The following is a 20,986-nucleotide window of genomic DNA, read 5'->3' as shown; positions in this document are numbered from 1 at the left end:
AGTAGTTTTTTTATTGTGCCTTGGGTTATATGGGCTAAACTTGTTAAACGAGACATTATTTTAGAAATTTTGTTATTTGGTACCATAATTATCTTGACAACAACCTTATTAGATGTAGTTGGTGCACAATATAGTTTTTGGGATTATCCAATTGCATTCCTACCTATTATTCCTCGGGCCTTTCCTTTTGATTTTTCAATGGTACCTGTAGCATACATGTTGTTATATCAACATTTTAGAACATGGAAATCTTTTATTTTAGCCCAGATCGTTATGGCACTAACATATGCCTTTATAGGTGAACCCTTTTGCGAGTGGATCAAACTTGTTAATTATTTAGAGTGGGGATACAGATATTCATTCATATATTACATCATTGTTGGAATTGGAACTCGAGCTTTAATACTAAAACTAGCTTCTTTATCTAAAACCTCAAGATCTTACACCTAAGTAAAATTTAAAATTGGAGGAAAAAACTTTGGAAGAAGTTAATATTGGTTTACTGACGATCAAAGTCATCGTTGGTTTTGCCACTTTATTTTTTATAATTATCATAACAGGCAGAACATCCATCTATCAGTTAACCCCGTTTCACTTAGTTTTTGTGTTAGTACTTGGAGATTTGTTAGGAAATACCATTTATGAAGATAAGGTAGGGATTTTACATTTTTTATATGCCGTCGGATTGTGGACGTTTCTTATGTTGGGAATAGAGTTTATGACTTTAAAAAATAAATCGACACGTTCTCTCCTATTAGGCAATCCTAACATAATCATTCGAGATGGTGTTATGGACAGAAAGTTACTTGCAAAGAACAAATTGGATGTAAATCAAGTATTGAGTATACTCCGACTAAATAATGTCTTTTCAGTTCGCGAAGTCAAATACGGTATTTTGGAAGCTAATGGGCAATTAAGTTTATTATTAAAATCCAAGTATCAAAAACCAGACAAGCAAGATCTCAATCTTCCAGAAAGTTCAGTAGAACTCCCAACATCGTTAATTATAGATGGGGAAATTTTATGGGGTAATTTACATGAACTCGGATTTGATCAACAGTGGTTAGATAACCAATTAACTACCAATGGATATGATAATGTAAAGCGTATACTCTACGCAGATTGGCGAAAGAGTGAAGGCATACATATAAGCCCTAAATAAAATTTGTTAGGATAAGAGCATATCAATTTTCTTGGTGAATATTATGTTGATTTAAAAATAAAATTTACCGTTTATTAATTAAGATGAACTAGAGAATCCGTTTTAAGAATTTATCCGAAAAGGTGTCTGTTACTCTTTAGTCTTCCTCAATCGGGGAGCTAAACAAGGTGCTCCAAGCGACATCGCCTTATTCTTATGAATAAGATTCGATTTCTACGGGATAGAAGTGAATCCAGATATTGCAGGTGCTAAACTCGGAAAGGAATTATCTAGTATCAATCTGTTCTACGTATATAAGACAGTGAATGTTGTACAGGAAAAAGAGTTGTTTAGCATACAAGAAAGTACACATCCTGATTTTCCTTTAGGAAGGAACATCCAAATTACGATTGAACCATTGGTCCGATATTCAATGTCTTCTCTTCAAGAATAAAAACGATTTTTCTTAAGATGGATGTTCTTAATCAAAAAAAATAGTAAAAAGGATAAGACATTTCTTCTTCCTTTCGTATAATATGTTCAACTAGATATTTCTCAAGATATCCACTAACATCTTGTACAAATCATATCTTTGATGGAATGGAAACAATTCAACCAGCCTATCATTTGGGAGACTACCCCAATCACAAAATGATTCCACTACTTCTAACATTGACCTTTACCTCTGGATTAATAAGGATATGCTCATAATAATTTACTCCCATTATTTCTTTCCATATAGATGGATGAAAGGCAATGAGCTCTCTGCCTAATCCAAGTACGTCACTTTGATTCGCTGCAAGTTTTTTGAACAGACCATCCGCTTTTTCAGTGAGAATCTTTGATAATCTATTTTCCAAAAAAATAATCGTTTCCTGCTTATCTAAATGGTCTGGAGGATAATCAACAATCTCTACGTCCAATTGCAGCATAATATTAGCATGTACCTTTTCTTCTTTTTCCAGCTTAAGTTTTCTTGATACGCTTTTTACATTATAGCTTACGGATCCGCCAGCTTTTTCATCTAACTGTTCTGTTAAAAGCGCCTTTGGGGATTGTGTTTCCATAAATAATAATAGCAAAGTACTTTCATCAGGGGAAAGAAACTGTCCGGTAAAGCTATTGTCATTAAAAAGAGCAGTCCCTTTTATTTTAACTTCATTATCTTCCTCGTCCTTGCTCAGATAAGGGAGCATGAAATCTTTTCCTTCATCAAACAAATAGGTGCGAATCGATTTTAGTGTAATATCCTGGATCTCCGAATGTGTTTCACTGCTGTGAATCAATTCGTACAGATATTCCCCTTTTTCAACTTCATTTTCGGATAAATGGGTAATTAGCTCATTTGCACTGTTATCTGTCATAGCAATTTTGGCGTTTAAATCCACCCTTGGATCCCGGTAAAGAGAATCCAGCACATTGTAGATATCGCCTTTGGCGACGTCGATTCCTAAGATTAAAGTTCTTCCTTTTGCTGGATCGTAATTACCAGGTACGCTTTGATCAATTGTCATGCTTGCCTCTTTTATCGAACCTCCTTTTCCAGTTACCAGTTGATTCGATATGGATATTTCCCCCCTGCTTGACTCACTAATATTCATATCTCTAATAATTGAAGTTGTTTGATAATCCCCATTCTCAACCAAGTCAAAACCTGATAAATACACAGTACGGGAATTCTTTAGAAGTCTTTCATCCCAGCACCCAGCTAGTAATGGAAGAATAAAGAAGATTAAAAAGAGCTCAATTTTTCTCATAGGTCGATGCCGCCCCTCTTTTAAAAATAATTGTTATTAAAAGCAGTAGGATAGGGATAATAATGCCGAAAATTAAACTTAAATGCTTTAGCCATTTTTCAAGTAAGGTAATCTCCATATAATAAAATATTATCGAAACGATAAGGACGAATGTTCCAGATAGTATCACAGCAAATTTATGTTTGATATGGATTAATTTACTTATTCCCATACTTGCTGAAAAGGAGTAGCTGATAATAGTAGTAAATATTATCAGACCCCAGAAAGAAAGAAATATTAAATCTAATCGGCTTAAAATTCTTATTTCCATTGCACTTAGTATATATAGAACCGGTTCCGGCGTAATTTTTATTTCTTCAGGACTAAGCATTACGGTACTTAGAATCACAATATACGTTAAAAAAATGGTTACAAATAATACTGCTAAAAAAACTCCTTTGAGTGCTGAAATAGTTTTAGACTGCTTTATAAAAGCAAAATAAATAAGTAATGTTTCAAACCCTATGAAGGATATCATTGAATCATTTGTACCTTTAAGAATATTCCATCCACCACTGGAACCAATAGGGAAGAGATAGCGAATATCTATGTATGGATCACCATAAACCAAAAACGTAATGAAGAATAGAAACAGGATGAATATGAATAGTAAAGAAAATAAAGATACCAAATTTTTTACATTACAAATACTTCCATAAATAAGTAGTATGAATTCTATCAAAAATAATATCCATACTGGAGTTTCAGGGAGTATCCATCGTTTCAAGGTATCCGCATATATAACGAAGATATAACTAATCATTGTGAGCAGGTAAATAATATATAAAAAATTTAATACAGTTCCAGAAGTTTCTCCCAAAATTACTTTAGAAAAATCAAATAAGGTAAGATTGGGGAAATTCCTGCAAAGTAACCAAATAAGCAGTACAATTAGTTGAATAAAAAATCCAGAAATTAAAATGGAAATCCATCCGTCACTGCCTGCTGATTCATGTGTTTGATGAGGTAATGATAACAAGCCTACACCAATCATCGTTTGCACCAGCAGAAAAAATAAATTTACAGAACTAATACGGCTCTTCACTCTCATCTAGTTTCCACTTCCTTGATCGTTTTTCTTGCTTATAATGAGGAGAATTTTCGGAATTTTTATACATCATCCAAGAAGGAACACGAATGATAGTATCTTTAAACTCCTCCATGTTTAATGGAACAAAAGGTGAAAAATATGGAAGACCGAATGAAGTAAGGCGTGACAAGTGAATGAACACAAATAACACTCCAATGACAATTCCTAAAAAGCCAAATATAGCTGCCAATAGCATTAAAGGAAATCCTATTATACGAATCGAGCTGCTCATTTCTAGATTTGGCTGAACAAATGATGAGACTGATGTTAATGCAACAACTATAAGACCACCATAGGAGACAATTCCTGCCTCAACCATTGCTGTTCCTACAACTAGCCCTCCGACGATCCCAAAAGTCTGGGCGACGGAAGGTGGCAGTCGAATGGACGCTTCTCTAAGCAACTCTAAGGAAAACTGCATAATCATTAACTCCATAAATGGCCGAAATGGTACGTAGCTCAACGAAGACTGCAGCGAATAAACAAGCTCCAAAGGAATTGCTTCATAATGGAATGAAACGAAAGCAATATATAATGCCGGTAGAATAAGTGCAATGATATAGCTGATTAGACGTATAAATCTAAAAAATGAACCTAACCACCAACGGGTAATATAGTCATCTGGTGTTTGAAAGAAAGTCATAAATGTTGCTGGCAATATAATTACAGTAGGACTTCCATCTATAATTAAAGCAACCCTTCCGTCCTTTAAATTTGCTGAAGCTCGATCTGGCCGTTCTGTAAGTAAAAGCTGGGGAAATGGAGTAACTGTATGATCTTCTATACAATCCTGAATATTTCCTTCTGATCGGATGGAATCAAGCGTAATACTTTTTATACGTTGTTCAACCTTTTTGATGATTTCCGGATCTGTCACATGATCCAAATAGACTAGTGATACATTCGTTGTTGTTGAGGAACCCAATGTATATTTTTTAACCGTGAAATCGGGTGATTTTGTTAGAGTACGGAGTAAAAAAATGTTTTTGTCTAAACTTTCAACAAAACCTACTTTTGCCCCAAGAATTGTTTTTTCTACGATAGGCTCTGAAACATCTCTATCGGTTGATGCGTTCGTTTTCAACAGGAATCCTTCATTATTCCTGCCTTTTTTTATTAACAAACAATAACCGTCTAATAATCCGCTGATGGCTTTTTTATCACTTTTGGCAGTGCTGATTTCCTGGCTATATAGTTCATTTAAAATATTGTTGTTTTCCATTTTTATAAGCGGTTTAATTATTTTTGATTCAAGCTTTTCCTGATCAACTAATGAATTGATGTAAAGGATAATATAGATTTGATTATTGCTATGTATTTCACGGTCTTTTAAATCGCTGGTATGATTTAATTGACTTTTGATATTCTCTATGGAGAGATTTGCCTGATTTATCAAAGACTTTTTGGATTTATTTCTTTTAAATCTCATCCCTGCACACCCTTTTTACCGCCACTTCTTATTAGTAGTATGTGGAATTTGAATACAATTATGCAATTAGAAGATGGAAGTTTTCAAAGAGAATGCAAGGACATCAGTGGGACAAAATACTTGAACATCAACGCCTCCAAACCTGTTTTTAGGTGGGGATTAAATAAGAAGGGGATCGGTTGAATCAGTTCCTTTACCTCCATTATTTTATAATCCCTTTTGTGTCTGTTCTGTCTTTCCTTTATGTTTATTTTTATTCCAGATAATCTGTATGAGAAGCTTTCTCTTTCTTCGGTTTGCACAGAAATCCATTGGTCGGTAGTAAACACTTCAAGTGACCATTTTCCTACGAATCAGCCTTATCCAGATGCTTTCTCACCTCCGAACGCAATCAATGGCTCATCGTTAACGCTTTGGTCATTCACATGATCCATACCGGAAGTTATCTGTTTGGCCACTTCAACACCTCTTTCTCGGGAACCTGCGTGAACCGCCACACTTAGGCCAAATGGGGTATCATTTAATACGAATTGCTTCTTCCTCACTCTCAGCAGAAATGATGGTTGCAACCGGGCCAAACATTTCGCTTTGAGCAGTCACCACAATATTCGAACCAATTAGGATATAAGGATGCATGACGTTCCCTTCAACTTTTCCTTCCAGCACAACTTCTGCCCCTTGCTTTTTAGCTGATTCAATTTGTTCAATTATCCGATCAATTGCCTTCCGATTTATCAAAGGACCGATTATCCTTTCCATATTGTTATATTATATTTTTTTCCAGTCCTTCTAGACATCACCAATGGTGATTTTAAAGATAGTAATTCCTTTTTGGGTGAGAATATAGTTTGGTGTACATATCTATATATTGGGGATGATTGGGGCGAATTTTGGGGATAAATTCAAACAATAATTATTAATATATATACAATAAAACATAAACAATATAAACATGATGTAAATAAAACTTATTTAATCAACTTCTTCAGGAAAATATTCTGTTCCTATAATTATGTATCCCTGGCAGTGTAGAGGTCAGCGGTTCGAGCCCGCTATGCTCCATTTATTTAAAAAAAGACTCGACTCCTTATTTTTATTGGGGTGAGTCCTTTTTATTTTTTAACAATATTATTCATCCTTAAGTAATACATTCCTTTCGGGGCGACAATGGGGCGAAATATAATATTATAAAATCATTTTTTCATTTAGCTTTAGATTGCACCAAGTACTAATATTAAAATCCATGGGCGAGTATTATAAAGGATATTTCTTTTATTTGTCGAATACTATTTAATACACTTATTTTAATTGGTTGTCTAAAATGATAGATTTAAAAATCCGTATATTATAAAAGGGTTACATTAACAGAAATAGCACAAAAGGAAATTACCAATATTGCAATATCTTGGATAAGAAAAATCCCTCTATATGTTGAAGATTGGAATGCAAATTCATTCCACAATCTTTGAAAGGGTTAGGTATGTCTAATAATATTGACCGAAATTCTTTAGGAAAAATGATATTCCCAAAGAAGTTCAGGGGAATTATTTATCAATGTGAGTTACTGAGTATATTCTTATAATGAATTAATATATAAAGGGCCAGAAGAAATTTTCAAAAAAGTATAAACCAAGAGAAAAATTTTTATTAAAATTGACTAGAGGAAGAAGTGGAATAGGATGAAAAAATATACTTTAATAATTTGCAGTTTCCTGTTACTATTTGGATGCTCAGGAAAAACAGAAAATACTACTGAATATAAGGGGGAACATGGTACATACGAAATACTAGATACTTACCTAACAGAGAATCCAGGCTTAAGAGAGGAATTTGCTCAGCTACGATTAAAAATAAAATATACCAATACAACTAGCGAACCAAGAAAACCAAATGATTCAATTAAATTAGATACAATTATTGAACATGAAACTGATGTAGAGTTAAATGAAATTGAATTTTATTTAACAAACTATATTGGAGGAGAACTGACTGAAGAACAAGAGCTAATTAAGAATGGATCGTTAAATGTAAAACCAGATGCAACACTAGAAGTAATAATAGAAAGTGTCTTAGAAAATGAAAAATTAGATTCCATATTTCTTCGTAATAAAAATGCTCAAGGGCAGAATGGAGATAAGTTTGAAAAACAAATAAAAGTAAAGTAACAGGTTGATATTGAAAGCTAACCTAGTTAACTGGTTAACCCTTGATATATGGGCACTTGTTAGTTTTATAGAACTGGATAGTAGGCTTCCTCTTTTATATAAGTTTTTAGAAGAGATATTTTGCAGTCTCTGTCTTACCGGTTCCAGGGTAAATGGATCATAGTAGCTAATTGCTGCAAGTTCTTCTAAATAAGTCAAGTCATAGAAGGGCCTCCCTTCAACACATCTGAATAAATTGTATATTCACATTAATATAGTTTGAATATAATGTTAAGGAATAATTTAATAGATAGTAAGGAAACGAAAACCCCCGAATTATCAAGTAGTAATTCGGGGGTTTTCGTTTAGTTGTAATTGAGTTCCAGCCTTAAGAGATACTGGAATCCTTCAGAAAGTTTATCAAAATTTGACAGGTGAAAATTAAGCATATATAGATGGAAAGATTATGGGCAATACAATAAAATAAAATAGAATATATACAATATATAAATATGCTATTTTAATTTTTAATCGTTCACATATATTACGAAGACGAATGGAAAGTTTCGATTTTGTAAATAATATTTGTATTAATGATATAATAATTAAACTAATAATCACCTGTAGTAAAAAGTTATCTGTAAAACCCTCAAATATAGGAACAAGTCTAAAAATAAGCGTAAATGCTATAAATATAGTAAACTCCTCGAATCGTTTATTAGACCATTCCATTGTCTGATTTCTTACGGAAGGCATATTTGGAATTACCCCTTTATCTTATTCCCACCAATGGGTAGCTTCCCAATATTGAATGGATTTAGGAGTTGTATAATTACTATTTTTATAATGTACTAAAGTATTATGATATACACGTTTTTGTTCATAAGAACTATAAGAACTTGTTGTCCACATCCCTACGTAAGTAGTTTCAACCTTAGCCCATCCTGTTAATTTATTAAGAACCCATGCACCAAATGTAGACTTTTTTGCTTTTTCAGGTGCTTTTTTAATGATATAAGCAGAAAGTAGTTCAGCTGCCGCTTTTGCCCCAGTATTTTTATAAGTTTTATACATTGGTGGTATTACTATAACTTGTGTATTACCTGGATCCACTCCCATAATACCTACTTTTTCATTCATTGCTGCATTATACATATTTATAATTTGTTCCTCAGACAACTTCGTATCTCCACTAATTTCAATTCCATTATATTCATAAATAAATGTAGAAAAGCCTTCTTCGATAACCTTAATATTACTATTACTAAATCCCTCTTTAGTATTTGCAGAAACTGTAGTTCCGAGACTTAAACATAACATTATTATAATTACTGTAATGAATAACTTTTTCATAAATAAATCCCCCTAATTTTAATAATTAATTTTGGTATGAATCATACAAAATGTTTAAATAATAGTATTGTCTAGATGGATAAATAGATTTTTATTTAATATAGTGCTTCATGGATATTCACTATTACATTCTATCTCCCCCCATAAAAGTAGACTTGGTTAATTTATACCCACCTCAGCTAAAAAAAGGTTAAAAATTCGCCAAATTTACTATTTTCTATCTACTTATCTTACACTTTTTATCTTAACATAAATTAAATTGTAAAAACTTGGGAAAGTAGAGAGTAAAAAGTACCAGTGAAAGGGGGCTAAACTTTCCTACTTTCCTACGATTAGGAGGTAATTTGTCGGAATGTATATTTTTTATCATTTGGTATTACTTAGAGGAAATCTTTTATACAAGATTACTAAGTCACTTAGAAAATGAATTGAAAATTCCGGTAGACTATTGGAATGTTGTGCAATAAAATCTAAAAATATCTTATAAGCAAAAGAACAGACTCTCTTAAAGAGATAATTATTTTTTTGTTTGAACAAGAAAAGTGACACGAACAATTTAATAGAGAAATGAAGATTATGCAATTGTTAAAGAAAACCACTTATAATAAGGCTAAAGAAGTTGCTAGGAGAGTTTTTTAATAAATTCTCTTCGATAAGTTAAAATAAAATATCCTACTCCTGAATTTGGGTAGGATTAACTTCCTTCACTAGTTCTAAATTTTTAGTCAACACTGTTCATTCTAATCTGATTACCAGTAACCGCACTTAAAGAAAATTAGATATATTCTTTGTTACTATAAGTTCAAAAATGTCCACCGCATTAAATAGATTAGTTTACGACATGATTATTTGAAACTTATAGTATTTTTTTACGTACATTAGCTCTATTCCCCCAGTGAAGGAATATCTCCTAAAGTTGTAATAGTCTTAAATGTAACATTCCCCCATTACTTTTTTACTTGTTAGCCATAGAAAAAGGCGATCACTATTGATCACCTTCTTTAACTCATGCAACTTTTAAATTAAGAACATAAATGCTGAAAAATATAAAACAATATATATAATATACAGGTATACTAGCCTTAAATTAAAACGTAAACAGAAGTCCATAAATGCCTTGGATATCTTTTGGATAACTAAAGACACAACATAAACTATTAATAACGTAAATACAATTTGTAAATATAAATTAGTGAGCAAGTTGCTAAATGTAGGGACTAATCCAAGTATGAGTGCACATATAGCAAAGTATAAATAATTTTGATATGGTTTTACATCAATTGTCTTACTCAATAGTATTCCCCCTATAGAATCAAAATAATTTCTCTTTTTCGACTAAATCACCCTTACTTTAAGTGCGATTACTCACAAACTCCACATATAATGCTCTTTCCCAGCAATCTTACCAGTTAAGAACTAACAAACCAAAAATCAAAATATTATAGATAACGTCTTTAAGCAAATATTTGGCGTACTACTTTTATATTTATAAATTAATTATTCTATATTAATCCTTAAAATCCTGCTATTAATGAAATACTTCTTTGAAAATAAATAAAACCTATTATATCAACTTCTTCAGAAAATATCTTGTTACAATTGCATCGTTATATAACCCTGGCAGTGTAGAGGTCAGCGGTTCGATCCCGCTATGCTCCATTATAACCAAAAGGTGATAGACCCTTTGCTGAAGCAATCTGTCACCATTTTCATATTCACTTCATTATTATTAAAGAACGTTCAAGTCGAATAAAAACTACTTGAACGTTCCCAAGTCCCATTATTGCTTGATAAATCGAATAACCAATGGGATTCTAAATCTCTCACCCTGATATGCCTTCACTGCAGCAATAATAGTTAGTACCAATGCCGCAACCCCAACCACAAAGATCAGTAAGAATCCAATTAAGACAATCATTAAAATACTACTTACAATACCATAGATTGTGAATGAAATGATAAAATTAAAATACTCTTTCCCATGAAAATCCACAAAATCAGAGTTATCTCTCTTTAACAACCATATTAATAGTGGACCTAGAACAGGAAATGGAAAACTCAATACATATATAAGCATTGAAAACAAACGATCATCTTCCGTTGTTGCCATTTAATCCCCTCCCCGAATACTCTTTTCATTTATTGTATCTTTATTCTCTTATTACGTCTATATACCATTATAAGTTCCAATTATTTTCTAATGGCCAAATATTTTCACTTTAATAAAAGGATATAAGAAGTATTTCTCGAATACTATATATATGACATTTTCATGGGGGGATTCACAATTGATTACCGTAAAAAAAGATAACATCGTAGAAGATTATCATGGAACAAAAGTAAGTGACCCATATCGTTGGCTAGAAGATCCAACTTCTAGTGATTCAATAGAATGGAGCAACTGGATGGGAGAAAAATGCCATACATATTTCTCGGGGTTAGAAACAAAAGAGGCTGACCGAAAGAGGTTAGAGGAGCTTTGGAACTTTCCAAAGTATTTTGTACCGAAGAAAGTTAAAGGCAAGCTTTACTATCAAAAGAATGACGGTTTGCAAAATCAAGCAGTACTTTTCCGAAATGAAGGGGATAAAGATGTTGTTGTACTAGACCCTAATACTTTCAGTGAAGACGGAACAGTTGCCATGACGAACTATTCCTTTAGTAAGGATGGAAGATTCCTAGCCTATGCTACTTCAACGCATGGAAGTGATTGGCAAGAAATACAAGTTCACGACCTTTCAACTGGGGAGAACTTAAAAGATCATATTCAGCATGTTAAATTTACTAGCATCACCTGGGCACCAGATAGTACTGGCTTTTTCTATAGCAGATTCCCAGAACCGGGTAGTGTAGCTCCAGAGGATGAGAGTAACTACCACAAAGTATTCTTCCATAAACTAGGCAATCCACAAGAAGCTGATGAACTAATACATGAGCAACCTGAAGATAAAGAACTAATGTTTTCATCCTTTATCAGTGATGATGAAAAGTATATTTGTTTATATGTGTATTTAGGAACAGCTACTGAAAATCGTTTTTATTATCGACCAATTGACTCCAGCGAGAAGTTCACACGTCTATTGGATAAAGCAGATGCCGAATACTTATATGTAACAAATCAAGACAATCTGTTCTATTTCAAAACGGACTTACATACTCCAAATGGGAAAATAATTGCAGTTGATATAAGTAACCCTGAGCCAACTAACTGGAAAGAAGTTATCCCAGAACAAGAGGATGTGATGGACTTTGTCATCGCAATACATGATAAGTTAGTTATCGGGTTGTTGCATCATGCTCATCATCAACTAAAAATCTATAGGTTAGATGGCACTTACTCTCATGATATCGAGCTGCCGATCCTCGGCTCCTTAACCGATATTACTAAGAGTAAAGATGATAACGAAATTTATTTCGGTGTTACTTCTTTCTTAAGTCCAACGGTTATTTATAACTATAATTTGGACGTGGAGAAGTTAAGGGTAGTTGCTGAATCAGAGATACCTTTTAATACATCAGATTATGAAACCAATCAAATTTTTTATACGTCAAAGGATGGTACTAAAGTTCCCATGTTCCTAACCCACCGAAAAGGGATGGAATTAGATAGAGAAAACCCTGTAATTTTATATGGGTATGGTGGATTTAATATTAACATGACACCAGCCTTTAGCCCTGCACTTCTTCGTTGGCTTGAAAAAGGTGGTATCTATGCCGTGGCAAATCTTCGTGGCGGTACTGAATACGGGGAAGAATGGCACCGCGCTGGAATGTTAGAAAATAAGCAAAATGTGTTTGATGATTTTATTTCTGCAGGGGAATGGTTAATAGAAAATAACTACACACGTAAAGAAAAATTATCCATAATGGGCGGTTCTAATGGTGGGTTATTAGTTGCTGCTTGTATGGTGCAGCGACCAGATTTATTTGGTGCTGTCTTATGTCGTGTTCCGGTTATTGACATGCTTCGTTATCATAAGTTCACGATTGGCCGTTACTGGATTCCAGAATACGGTAGTGCTGATAATCCTGATCAATTCCCTTATCTCTATGCTTACTCACCACTGCATAATATTCAGGATGGGGTAAAATATCCTCCTGTGCTAATAGCTACAGCGGAAAGTGATGATCGAGTAGTCCCTGCACATGCGAAGAAGTTTGCTGCAACCCTTATGGAAAAAGCGGATCCAAATTCAACGATTGTTCTAAGACTTGAAGCAAAGGCAGGTCATGGTTTGGGTAAACCAACCTCGAAGTTGATTGATGAGTGGGTAGACTTTTATGCATTCTTGGATAATGAACTAGGTAAATAACAAATAAGAGTGTCCTTTATTGGGACACTCTTGTTATTATGATTCTAATCATCCAACTGACGCTTCTTATAAACGATACCAGATAAAATAATCCCAACTACAGCCCAAGCTGTGATAACTGCTAGATAGCTCCATAGATCACCGAATCCGGCTCCAGCCTCTACCTTATATGCAAACTCGATCAGTTGAATGTTTGGTAGATACTCCACGAAAGAAAGTGAAGGGTATTTTTCAACTAATCCCATTAGCACAGAACCAAAACCAAATAAAAAGATAACAGGCATAATAATAAAGGATGCTTCTATTATTGTTCGAGATATTAGTCCTAAAATAGTACCTATCCCTAGATAGAACACCATAGAAATAATTAAGGCAATTACTACCATGATAATATTGGTAGGATTATACCCTGTTAGATAAGCACAAACTATGATAGTGATAACAGATAGAATGATAGTAACTAAACTCTTTCCTATGAGAATCTCAAAGACCGATGCTGGTGAAAGCATTAATCCTCTAAGTGTATGCTTCTCCTTTTCTTCTGCAATGACTGCACATTGAATAAATGCTGTAACAGATGCTAAAGCAAGGTTGATAATCATATAATGTAAATCAATTGTTGGATCCATTATTCTTCCATAGAATACCGCCATCACAATTGGTAAAAGTATGATAGAGCTTACAAAGTAATTTTTCCATAAATCCTTCCAGTCTTTTTGTAAAATAGCATTAATTCGCTTCCATGATAATGTCATACTAATAACTCCTTCCCAGTCACCTGCACAAAAATATCTCCTAATGTTGGTTCATTTGAATGAATTGAAACCACTTCATTCTTTGACATATACTGATAAAGCTCATCTGCACCTTCTGTACCGGCAGGAAGACTAACCACTTTACCATTCTTCAATTCTACGTTTACTGTACCATCTGCAAATTGTCTGCGTAATGCTTTTGGTTCATCTAACAATTGAATCTTTCCTTTATGAAGGAATGCAACTCGATTACAAAGTGCCTCTGCTTCACTCATATCATGAGTCGTCAAGAAAATAGTTGTTCCTTTCTCATTTAACCGACGAAGTCCTTCATGGATTTGTTGAGAGTTAGCAGGATCTAGAGCCGAAGTTGGCTCATCTAGGAACAATAAATCCGGCTCATGTAGTAACGTCCTGGCCAGCAGTACACGCTGTGTCATCCCTTTTGAAAGTTTCGAAACAATTTTCTTCTTTTCATTTCCTAGGTTCACTAAATCCAACACCTCATCCATTCTTTTACGAGGTACATGATATAGATCACAATATAATTTCAAATTATCTTCAATAGAAAGACGTTGGTATAAACCGCTATTATCTGAAAGTACTCCAATTCTTTGGCGATAAGATCCTTTATTTAAAGCAGAACTTTTCACACCAAATACGGATGCATCTCCAGAGGTCTGTAATAATTGACCCGTTAATATTTTAATAGTCGTTGTTTTTCCAGAACCACTTGGTCCTAGAAATCCAATTATTTCTCCTTTTTTTACATTGAAATTGACATCTTCCAATGCCGCTTGGTTACCAAAAACCTTCGCTAAACTTTTTACTTCGATAATATTTTCCATTTTACTCCTCCGTGGTGATTATTTTTTCTTTGTACCCTTAGATTAGGATAAATTAAGGGTTTTGACAGCAAATTTCCGGTGAAAAGAGTAAATTTCGGGGTGAATGGAGCTTATTTTAGGCCCAACATTTCCTTTAATTGTGTCATTTTTGTCTTGGACAATGGAATAGTCGATTTCGGTTTGTCATCTAAAACTAAACTATAACTATTTCTCGTCCATGTAATGACTTCACGAACTTTTTGGAGATTAACGATATAGGAACGATGGCACCTAAAAAATCCAAATGGCATTAATCGTTCTTCTAGTTCATTCATCGTAAATGTACTTGGAAAAGCTTCACCTTTTATGAAAACATTAGACTGTCCATCATTACTTTCAATATAATCTATCTCTGGTGGATCAAATAAAACAATTTTTTCATTTACTTTGGTAGGAATTTTATTAAAATTAACTGTAATTAATGTGCCTTCATCTTGTTTTTCAGAAACATCTTCTACTTCTTCAACTGATAGGGGCACTTCATCTTGCATTTCAACCTTATGTAACCCTGTGTCATTAAGGCGATAAACGTTATCTGTCATAGTAATCGCATTTTCCATATTACCAGTAAAAATTAAAGCAGATTCTTCTTTTTCTTTAATATAATCTAGAACATTTAGAAAAACCCGCTTCGTCTCCAAATCTACATTCAACTCTGGCTCTTCAAAGATATAAAGAGTAGGATCTTCTAGTAGTATTTTTGCGAAATGCACTCTTCTTTTTTCAGAAAAAGTTAGTTTATGAACTGCTTTATTCATTAACGTACTTAGCTGTGTTAGCATCAACACATCCTCGATTGATTGTGATGAGCTATAAAGTTGGCTATAAAATTTAAGGTTATCCAATACAGATAATCTCTGGTAAATTTCCTGCTCAAAAAAACAAATCCCCACAGGATAATGGCTTATCTTTTGGCTTTTTTCTAGTTTCTTGCCACCAATTGTTATCTCACCTTTTCCAATTGGCACTTTACCTAATAACATCCTAAGTAAACAAACACGAATATTAAGATTAGAATGGATAGCAACTACTTCCCCTGTATGTACAGATAAATTAAAAGCAGGAAATAATAGCACATCTTTTTCTTGTCTTTCTAAATTATGTATAGTTAAAACTTCCATCTGAATCACATTCCCCTATAGAATCTTGTTGTCTAGCAAGCTATTTATGTTTTTTATCTTATCTAATATTTCTATTATTTACTAGTATTCATTTGTAAATTTGTATTTTACATAAAAAAAGGCAGGGAAATCCCCTACCTTATCTTTTCGCTATTCCATTTGTTAGTACTTGAATTATCCTCTCAATCTCTACTTCCTCATCCCAATCAACTTCAGGTAAAATCACATAGCTAGTAATGATATAAGAAAATATAGATGAAGCCACCACACGAATAATGGTATCTGGATGCATGTCAATAATTTGTCCTTTTGCTTGAAAATGCCGTACAATTTCTCTCAACCTTTCAAAGACATCATTACCAATATGCTCAATAGCTTGTTTCTTTAATTCTTCATGGAACGGCAATTCCTGAATAACAACCCGAAGCATTGGAATATTGTTCTTCACAAACTCAATCCGATTAGAAACCATCGCTCGAATAAAGTCTTCAAACGTAGTAAACTCCTTATTCAGTACCTTATTTATATCCTTCTTCACAACTGGACCAATTACTCTCATCATCGTCGGTGAAACAATGGTTAATAACAAATCCTTTTTCGATTTATAATGACGGAATATAGTTCCCTCTGCTACACCTGCCTTCTTTGCTATCTCACTGGTAGATGTTGCAGCAAACCCTTTTTCAGCAAATAACTCCGTTGCAGCAGCTAATATTCCCTTTTGTTTTTCGGTTAAGTTTTGATCGTCAGTAAACAATGGCTATCTCCTCTTATCTCCATAAGCTATATCGTTATCATACGGTAAGTCTAAACATAGATGCAATTGGAAGGAACATTATATTTTCCGATATTTCCTTAATGCAAGGATATTTAGAATCATAAATAAAGCGGAGAAACCAAGCAACACGCATATTTCCATATATATTTCATTCCATCCAAATCCTCTAACCATCACATCTCGTAATGCTTCCGCTGCATAATAAAGTGGCGTAATAGGTCCAATCCAACTTAGCCAATTCGAGATGGTTTCTAAGTTAAATAATCCGGAAAAGAATACTTGTGGTACGACGATAACCGGGATAAATTGAATCATTTGTAATTCGTTATTGGCAAATGATGAAATTAATATACCTAATGTCAATGCAGTAAATGATAGGGATAGGATAATCAACAATAAATAGAAAAATGAGCCTTCCATCATCATATCAAGAACATAAATCGTATACGCAGCAATAATGGTGGATTGGATCATAGTGACAATACCAAACCCAATTACATATCCAGAAACTATTTCCCATTTTCGCAGTGGTGTGGATAGTAAACGCTCTAACGTTCCCGTGGTTCGTTCTCGGATAAACGAAACACCAGCAATAATAAAAACAAAGAAGAATACAAAGAACCCTAATAAGACTGGTCCAAAATAATCAAATTGTCCCATCTCACTTGAACCATGCAAATAACTTACCTCTAAATCTTCAGTTAAAGATTCTTGTAGACTTGCAAAAGTAGATTGGATCCATCTTAATGTTTCCCCATTTACAGTAGGGTCACTACCTTCCAAATAGATGGAGGGTACTCCGCTCGTAAGCGTAATATATCCATCAATTTCTTGTGAAAGTAAATCAACCTGTGCATCATGAGTATTGTCATAGTGCGTAATTTCTGCGTCACCAAGATCCATGTTTTCCTCGATAGCATCAGGAACTTCAACAAATCCTATCTTCGGAATATAACTGTCCCCATTAAAGACCAGATGTAACATCGTCAAAACTAATATAGGAGCAACTATTAACATCCCTAGTGACCGCTTATCACGAATAATTTGACGTAATATACGAATCGTTAATGCTTTAATTCTCATCTACATCACCCCCGTATACTAAAAAGGCCTCTTCGATGGTAGCTGAATTGGTATGTTGTTTCAATTCACTAGGTGTACCTACTGCAATTAGCGAACCATCACGCATCAGGCCAAGGCGATCACATTTTTCTGCTTCATCCATAACGTGTGTTGTTACAATAATCGTTGTACCTTGTTCGTTTAATTGATAAAATGCATCCCAAATCTTTTTACGCAATACCGGGTCAATTCCAACTGTTGGTTCATCTAGTATTAATAGTTCCGGTTCATGAAGGAGTGCAATAGCAAGTGACAATCTCCGTTTCATCCCACCAGAGTAATCGGACACTAATTTATTAACATGCTCTGTTAAATCAACTAGCTTCATCACTTCCTGAATTCTCTCTTTTAGCTTCATTCCTTTTAACCCATACAAACTGGAGAAGAATTGCAGATTTTCCTTCGCAGATAAATCCTCATACAGTGCATCTGATTGTGCCATATAACCTATTCGGTTAATTACATCCAACTTTGGCATTGTTTGACCTAAAACAATATTTTCACCGGAAGTAGGAGTATCTAACCCCGACAACTCTTTTACCAATGTTGTTTTTCCAGCCCCAGATGGACCTAGCAGCCCAAAAATCTCTCCTTCCAGAATATCTAAATGAATATTCTTTAGAACAACATGCTTTCCAAAATGTTTCGTTACATCTTTAATTGACACACAAAAATTGTTCATTAATCGTACACCCTCCTCATAGTGAGTGATTACTCACTACTAACATACAACGAGTTAAACACTTTGTAAAGTGAGTAATCACTCATCTATAAAAATAAACTAGTAATTAGCCCATTCTTGCCTAATAGACTCCCATCCTGGTTCATTTCCCCATATAGTAAATGGAATACATTTTAAGGAGGAATACGATTTGAATCACTTTGGACCACCACATGATGATGAGAGGCAATTTAACCTACCTGGGTATTTATTAGGACAATTCTTTGGTAATCAGGGACAGTTCCCTGGAGGAGGACAGACAGGTGGATTTTTCCCTGGCGGAGGTCAAACTGGCGGACAATTCCCGGGTGGCGGTTTTCCTGGAGGAGGATTCCCTGGGGGCGGAGGATTTCCTGGCGGAGGGTTCCCTGGACAGCCTGGTGGAGGGGGTCAACAAGGCGCGCCGAATACACCACCACCTAGTTTTACTCCACATCAGTCACAATTCCAGACCTTTGCAGTTGATCCAGGGGGAATCAGAGGATGTCTATTCCGCTTCACCTACATTTGGCTAGAGAATGGTAACTCTTTCTGGTATTATCCAACCTTTGTTGGAAGAAACTCTGTTGCTGGCTTTAGATGGCGTGGTAACCGTTGGGTATACTTTGGAATTGACTTAAACAGAGTCGCCTCTTTCCAATGCTTTTAGACAAGTGCCTAGGGTAGCTAGTTTAATATAATTGTTAGAAACGAGGCTCCCTCCTTCTGCATAAGATATAGTGGAAGGAGGGATTTTTGTGTGGGATAAAATAGTAGGATTATATCTAGCAGCTATTCTAGCTGGATTTGCTTTAACACGAGTGCCAACCTCTGCAATTGTGACATCTCAAATTCAAACCATTCTAGTACTAGTCGGTGGAATTGTCATTATCGTTTTTGCTATTGCAATTATACACCTTGCAATAAAAGCACTTTTTCATAAACATTCGTAACTTGAGTTATCATTCCTTTATAAGATTATCTATGAAAGGGACCTTATTGGTCTCTTTTTTCTCATTATTTCTGGGATAGTTACCACTTATAGAACAATTTGATATAAAACTCTGATTGAAATGATGTATAACGTATTGTCATACATCATTTGAGAGCAAAATTTTGGTTGTAATGATACGTGAGGGGGCACTATACTTCATATCGATGCTAGAATCTTAGCCAAATGATGAATGAGAGAGCATCATACATCATTTGAAGTAATAATCTTAGTTGAAATGATGTTAGAAGAGGAGCTATAAATCGTCTCATGTCAAAATCTTTATCTAAATGATGAATGAGAATGTACCGCTCCTCCTTTCAATTTAGGAACCTGGCCTAAATGCTATTTAAAAAACAAAAAACACGGCAAGGTTGCCGTGTCAATTCACTTAATTATTAATAATATCATTAACGGTTGATTCCACTTCTTCTCGAGATATTTTTTCTTTACCACTCTTCAAGGCATTTAATGTACGATGTGCTAATGCAAGTGGAATTTTACAGAATAGGATTATATTTTTTGTCTTAATGGATTTCATATATTCATCTGCTTTTGCTAAGTTTTCCTCCGCATATTCGAACATATCTTCACGGCTCCAATTATCCGGAAAAAACTTAACCCCACGATCTGCATCCTCATCTTGGTTACGTAGCACATTTACAGCTTGTAAGCCTCGTCCGTATCCAATAGCTAACTCAGGAACTGTATCTGTATTATCGTACCAACGCCAAATGTCAGAAAGCATGACTCCAACTAGTCCAGCTACATAATACGTATAATCATCTAAATCCTCTTTAGTACGAATCTGCCAGTTCTTTTCTACCCAATCAGCCATTCCATCGGCCATGATACTTGTTGATTCTTTCACTTTAGGAGTGATACCTTCTGGACAGAAAGCAATCCAGTCACCGAGACGCTTGGTTACTTCCGGTAATTTCTCCTCATATGGTTTAATTAATTGCTGATAGGCTTCTACGTTGAAATCATTCTTTAATAGTTCACTAGTTGCACGTAATAAATGTTGTTTTGTTTCCGATTCTAGCTCTTCATGATCCTCAATTTCATCAATTGCACGCATACATAAGTAGGCTGCTCCAACTGTTTTACGTAATGTTGGTTTTAAAAGCTTTATCGGTATATAGAAAGTTCTGCTTGTTTCCTTTAGCATCTTCATAGCTTCTTTTTCTAATTTCACTACATCATTCAAGCTGGTATATCCTCCTTAAAAAACACATACACAGAGATTATTCTTTGTATGAAAGGGATTCCTTGAAAGCTATCCTTTCTTAGAATCCCTTTATCTATCATGTATATCATCTACTGTTATTTTACTCTTAACATAGATAAAGTATAACAAACTTTT

21 protein-coding genes and 1 pseudogene are annotated in these 20,986 nt (G+C 34.3%); 7 read left to right on the top strand and 15 right to left on the bottom strand.

Annotation, left to right across the window (positions count from 1 at the left end):
- Positions 1-15 precede the first annotated feature (15 nt).
- From BN999_RS07835 to BN999_RS07825, 3 genes are all read left to right on the top strand, one after another.
- Positions 16-450, top strand: coding sequence for a CBO0543 family protein (locus BN999_RS07835; RefSeq protein ID WP_255247419.1), 435 nt, complete (start codon positions 16-18; stop codon positions 448-450).
- A gap of 28 nt (positions 451-478) precedes the next feature.
- A complete protein-coding gene (locus BN999_RS07830) occupies positions 479-1,162 on the top strand; it encodes a DUF421 domain-containing protein (protein WP_096270837.1) in 684 nt (227 codons plus the stop codon).
- A 226-nt stretch (positions 1,163-1,388) separates the two neighbouring features.
- On the top strand, positions 1,389-1,595 hold the full coding sequence (locus tag BN999_RS07825) for a hypothetical protein (protein ID WP_176481914.1): 207 nt from the start codon (positions 1,389-1,391) through the stop codon (positions 1,593-1,595).
- 190 nt (positions 1,596-1,785) lie between these two features.
- Here the strand turns inward: BN999_RS07825 and BN999_RS07820 are convergent, their stop codons facing one another.
- The 4 genes and pseudogenes from BN999_RS07820 to BN999_RS07805 all read right to left on the bottom strand — a co-directional run bounded on the left by BN999_RS07820 (position 1,786) and on the right by BN999_RS07805 (position 6,215).
- Entirely contained in the window at positions 1,786-2,898 is a 1,113-nt protein-coding gene (locus BN999_RS07820) for a Ger(x)C family spore germination protein (protein WP_096270836.1), read from the bottom strand.
- A complete protein-coding gene (locus tag BN999_RS07815) occupies positions 2,885-3,988 on the bottom strand; it encodes a GerAB/ArcD/ProY family transporter (RefSeq protein ID WP_096270835.1) in 1,104 nt (367 codons plus the stop codon). Before BN999_RS07815 ends, BN999_RS07820 begins: the two co-directional genes overlap by 14 nt.
- Complete coding sequence (locus BN999_RS07810; RefSeq protein WP_096270834.1) at positions 3,966-5,456, bottom strand: spore germination protein; 1,491 nt, start codon at positions 5,454-5,456, stop codon at positions 3,966-3,968. The genes BN999_RS07815 and BN999_RS07810 overlap by 23 nt, the downstream gene beginning before the upstream one ends.
- Positions 5,457-5,815: 359 nt before the next feature.
- Positions 5,816-6,215, bottom strand: a pseudogene (locus BN999_RS07805) (aldehyde dehydrogenase family protein).
- Positions 6,216-7,135: 920 nt separating this feature from the next.
- On the opposite strand from BN999_RS07805, the gene BN999_RS07800 reads away from it, so the two are divergent.
- On the top strand, positions 7,136-7,621 hold the full coding sequence (locus tag BN999_RS07800; RefSeq protein ID WP_096270833.1) for a hypothetical protein: 486 nt from the start codon (positions 7,136-7,138) through the stop codon (positions 7,619-7,621).
- Positions 7,622-8,041: 420 nt separating this feature from the next.
- Here BN999_RS07800 and BN999_RS07795 read toward each other — a convergent pair whose 3' ends face one another.
- From BN999_RS07795 to BN999_RS07780, 4 genes are all read right to left on the bottom strand, one after another.
- Positions 8,042-8,356, bottom strand: coding sequence for a hypothetical protein (locus tag BN999_RS07795; protein ID WP_096270832.1), 315 nt, complete (start codon positions 8,354-8,356; stop codon positions 8,042-8,044).
- A 21-nt stretch (positions 8,357-8,377) separates the two neighbouring features.
- Complete coding sequence (locus tag BN999_RS07790; protein WP_096270831.1) at positions 8,378-8,953, bottom strand: hypothetical protein; 576 nt, start codon at positions 8,951-8,953, stop codon at positions 8,378-8,380.
- A 1,017-nt stretch (positions 8,954-9,970) separates the two neighbouring features.
- Positions 9,971-10,246: a hypothetical protein gene (locus BN999_RS07785; RefSeq protein ID WP_096270830.1), complete on the bottom strand. Its 276-nt coding sequence runs from the start codon at positions 10,244-10,246 to the stop codon at positions 9,971-9,973.
- Positions 10,247-10,733: 487 nt separating this feature from the next.
- On the bottom strand, positions 10,734-11,063 hold the full coding sequence (locus tag BN999_RS07780) for a DUF4870 domain-containing protein (RefSeq protein WP_096270829.1): 330 nt from the start codon (positions 11,061-11,063) through the stop codon (positions 10,734-10,736).
- A 178-nt stretch (positions 11,064-11,241) separates the two neighbouring features.
- Here BN999_RS07780 and BN999_RS07775 point away from each other — a divergent pair, with 178 nt between their 5' ends.
- A complete protein-coding gene (locus BN999_RS07775; protein ID WP_096270828.1) occupies positions 11,242-13,266 on the top strand; it encodes a prolyl oligopeptidase family serine peptidase in 2,025 nt (674 codons plus the stop codon).
- Between the two features lie 44 nt (positions 13,267-13,310).
- Here BN999_RS07775 and BN999_RS07770 read toward each other — a convergent pair whose 3' ends face one another.
- From BN999_RS07770 to BN999_RS07745, 6 genes are all read right to left on the bottom strand, one after another.
- Positions 13,311-14,021 (bottom strand): ABC transporter permease, encoded by a 711-nt coding sequence (locus BN999_RS07770; protein WP_096270827.1) that lies wholly within the window; start codon positions 14,019-14,021, stop codon positions 13,311-13,313.
- On the bottom strand, positions 14,018-14,869 hold the full coding sequence (locus BN999_RS07765) for an ABC transporter ATP-binding protein (RefSeq protein WP_096270826.1): 852 nt from the start codon (positions 14,867-14,869) through the stop codon (positions 14,018-14,020). Before BN999_RS07765 ends, BN999_RS07770 begins: the two co-directional genes overlap by 4 nt.
- A gap of 110 nt (positions 14,870-14,979) precedes the next feature.
- Positions 14,980-16,029, bottom strand: coding sequence for a LytTR family transcriptional regulator DNA-binding domain-containing protein (locus BN999_RS07760; RefSeq protein ID WP_096270825.1), 1,050 nt, complete (start codon positions 16,027-16,029; stop codon positions 14,980-14,982).
- Positions 16,030-16,168: 139 nt separating this feature from the next.
- Complete coding sequence (locus BN999_RS07755) at positions 16,169-16,786, bottom strand: TetR/AcrR family transcriptional regulator (RefSeq protein WP_096270824.1); 618 nt, start codon at positions 16,784-16,786, stop codon at positions 16,169-16,171.
- A 78-nt stretch (positions 16,787-16,864) separates the two neighbouring features.
- On the bottom strand, positions 16,865-17,890 hold the full coding sequence (locus BN999_RS07750) for an ABC transporter permease (RefSeq protein WP_096270823.1): 1,026 nt from the start codon (positions 17,888-17,890) through the stop codon (positions 16,865-16,867).
- Positions 17,880-18,611 (bottom strand): ABC transporter ATP-binding protein, encoded by a 732-nt coding sequence (locus BN999_RS07745; protein ID WP_096270822.1) that lies wholly within the window; start codon positions 18,609-18,611, stop codon positions 17,880-17,882. Before BN999_RS07745 ends, BN999_RS07750 begins: the two co-directional genes overlap by 11 nt.
- Before the next feature lie 190 nt (positions 18,612-18,801).
- Between BN999_RS07745 and BN999_RS07740 the strand changes: the two genes are divergently transcribed.
- A complete protein-coding gene (locus tag BN999_RS07740; RefSeq protein WP_096270821.1) occupies positions 18,802-19,299 on the top strand; it encodes a hypothetical protein in 498 nt (165 codons plus the stop codon).
- An 88-nt stretch (positions 19,300-19,387) separates the two neighbouring features.
- Positions 19,388-19,582 carry a hypothetical protein gene (locus tag BN999_RS07735; protein ID WP_096270820.1) on the top strand — a complete coding sequence of 65 codons (195 nt, stop codon included), beginning with the start codon at positions 19,388-19,390 and terminating at the stop codon, positions 19,580-19,582.
- A 429-nt stretch (positions 19,583-20,011) separates the two neighbouring features.
- Here BN999_RS07735 and BN999_RS07730 read toward each other — a convergent pair whose 3' ends face one another.
- Positions 20,012-20,830 (bottom strand): squalene/phytoene synthase family protein, encoded by an 819-nt coding sequence (locus tag BN999_RS07730; RefSeq protein ID WP_096270819.1) that lies wholly within the window; start codon positions 20,828-20,830, stop codon positions 20,012-20,014.
- Positions 20,831-20,986: the final 156 nt, after the last annotated feature.

It is taken from the genome of Paucisalibacillus globulus (assembly GCF_900184735.1).
Lineage (GTDB): Bacteria > Bacillota > Bacilli > Bacillales > Amphibacillaceae > Ornithinibacillus > Ornithinibacillus globulus_B.
The sequence above is the reverse complement of the archived record's forward strand: the minus strand, read 5'-3'. Positions and strand labels throughout refer to the sequence as shown.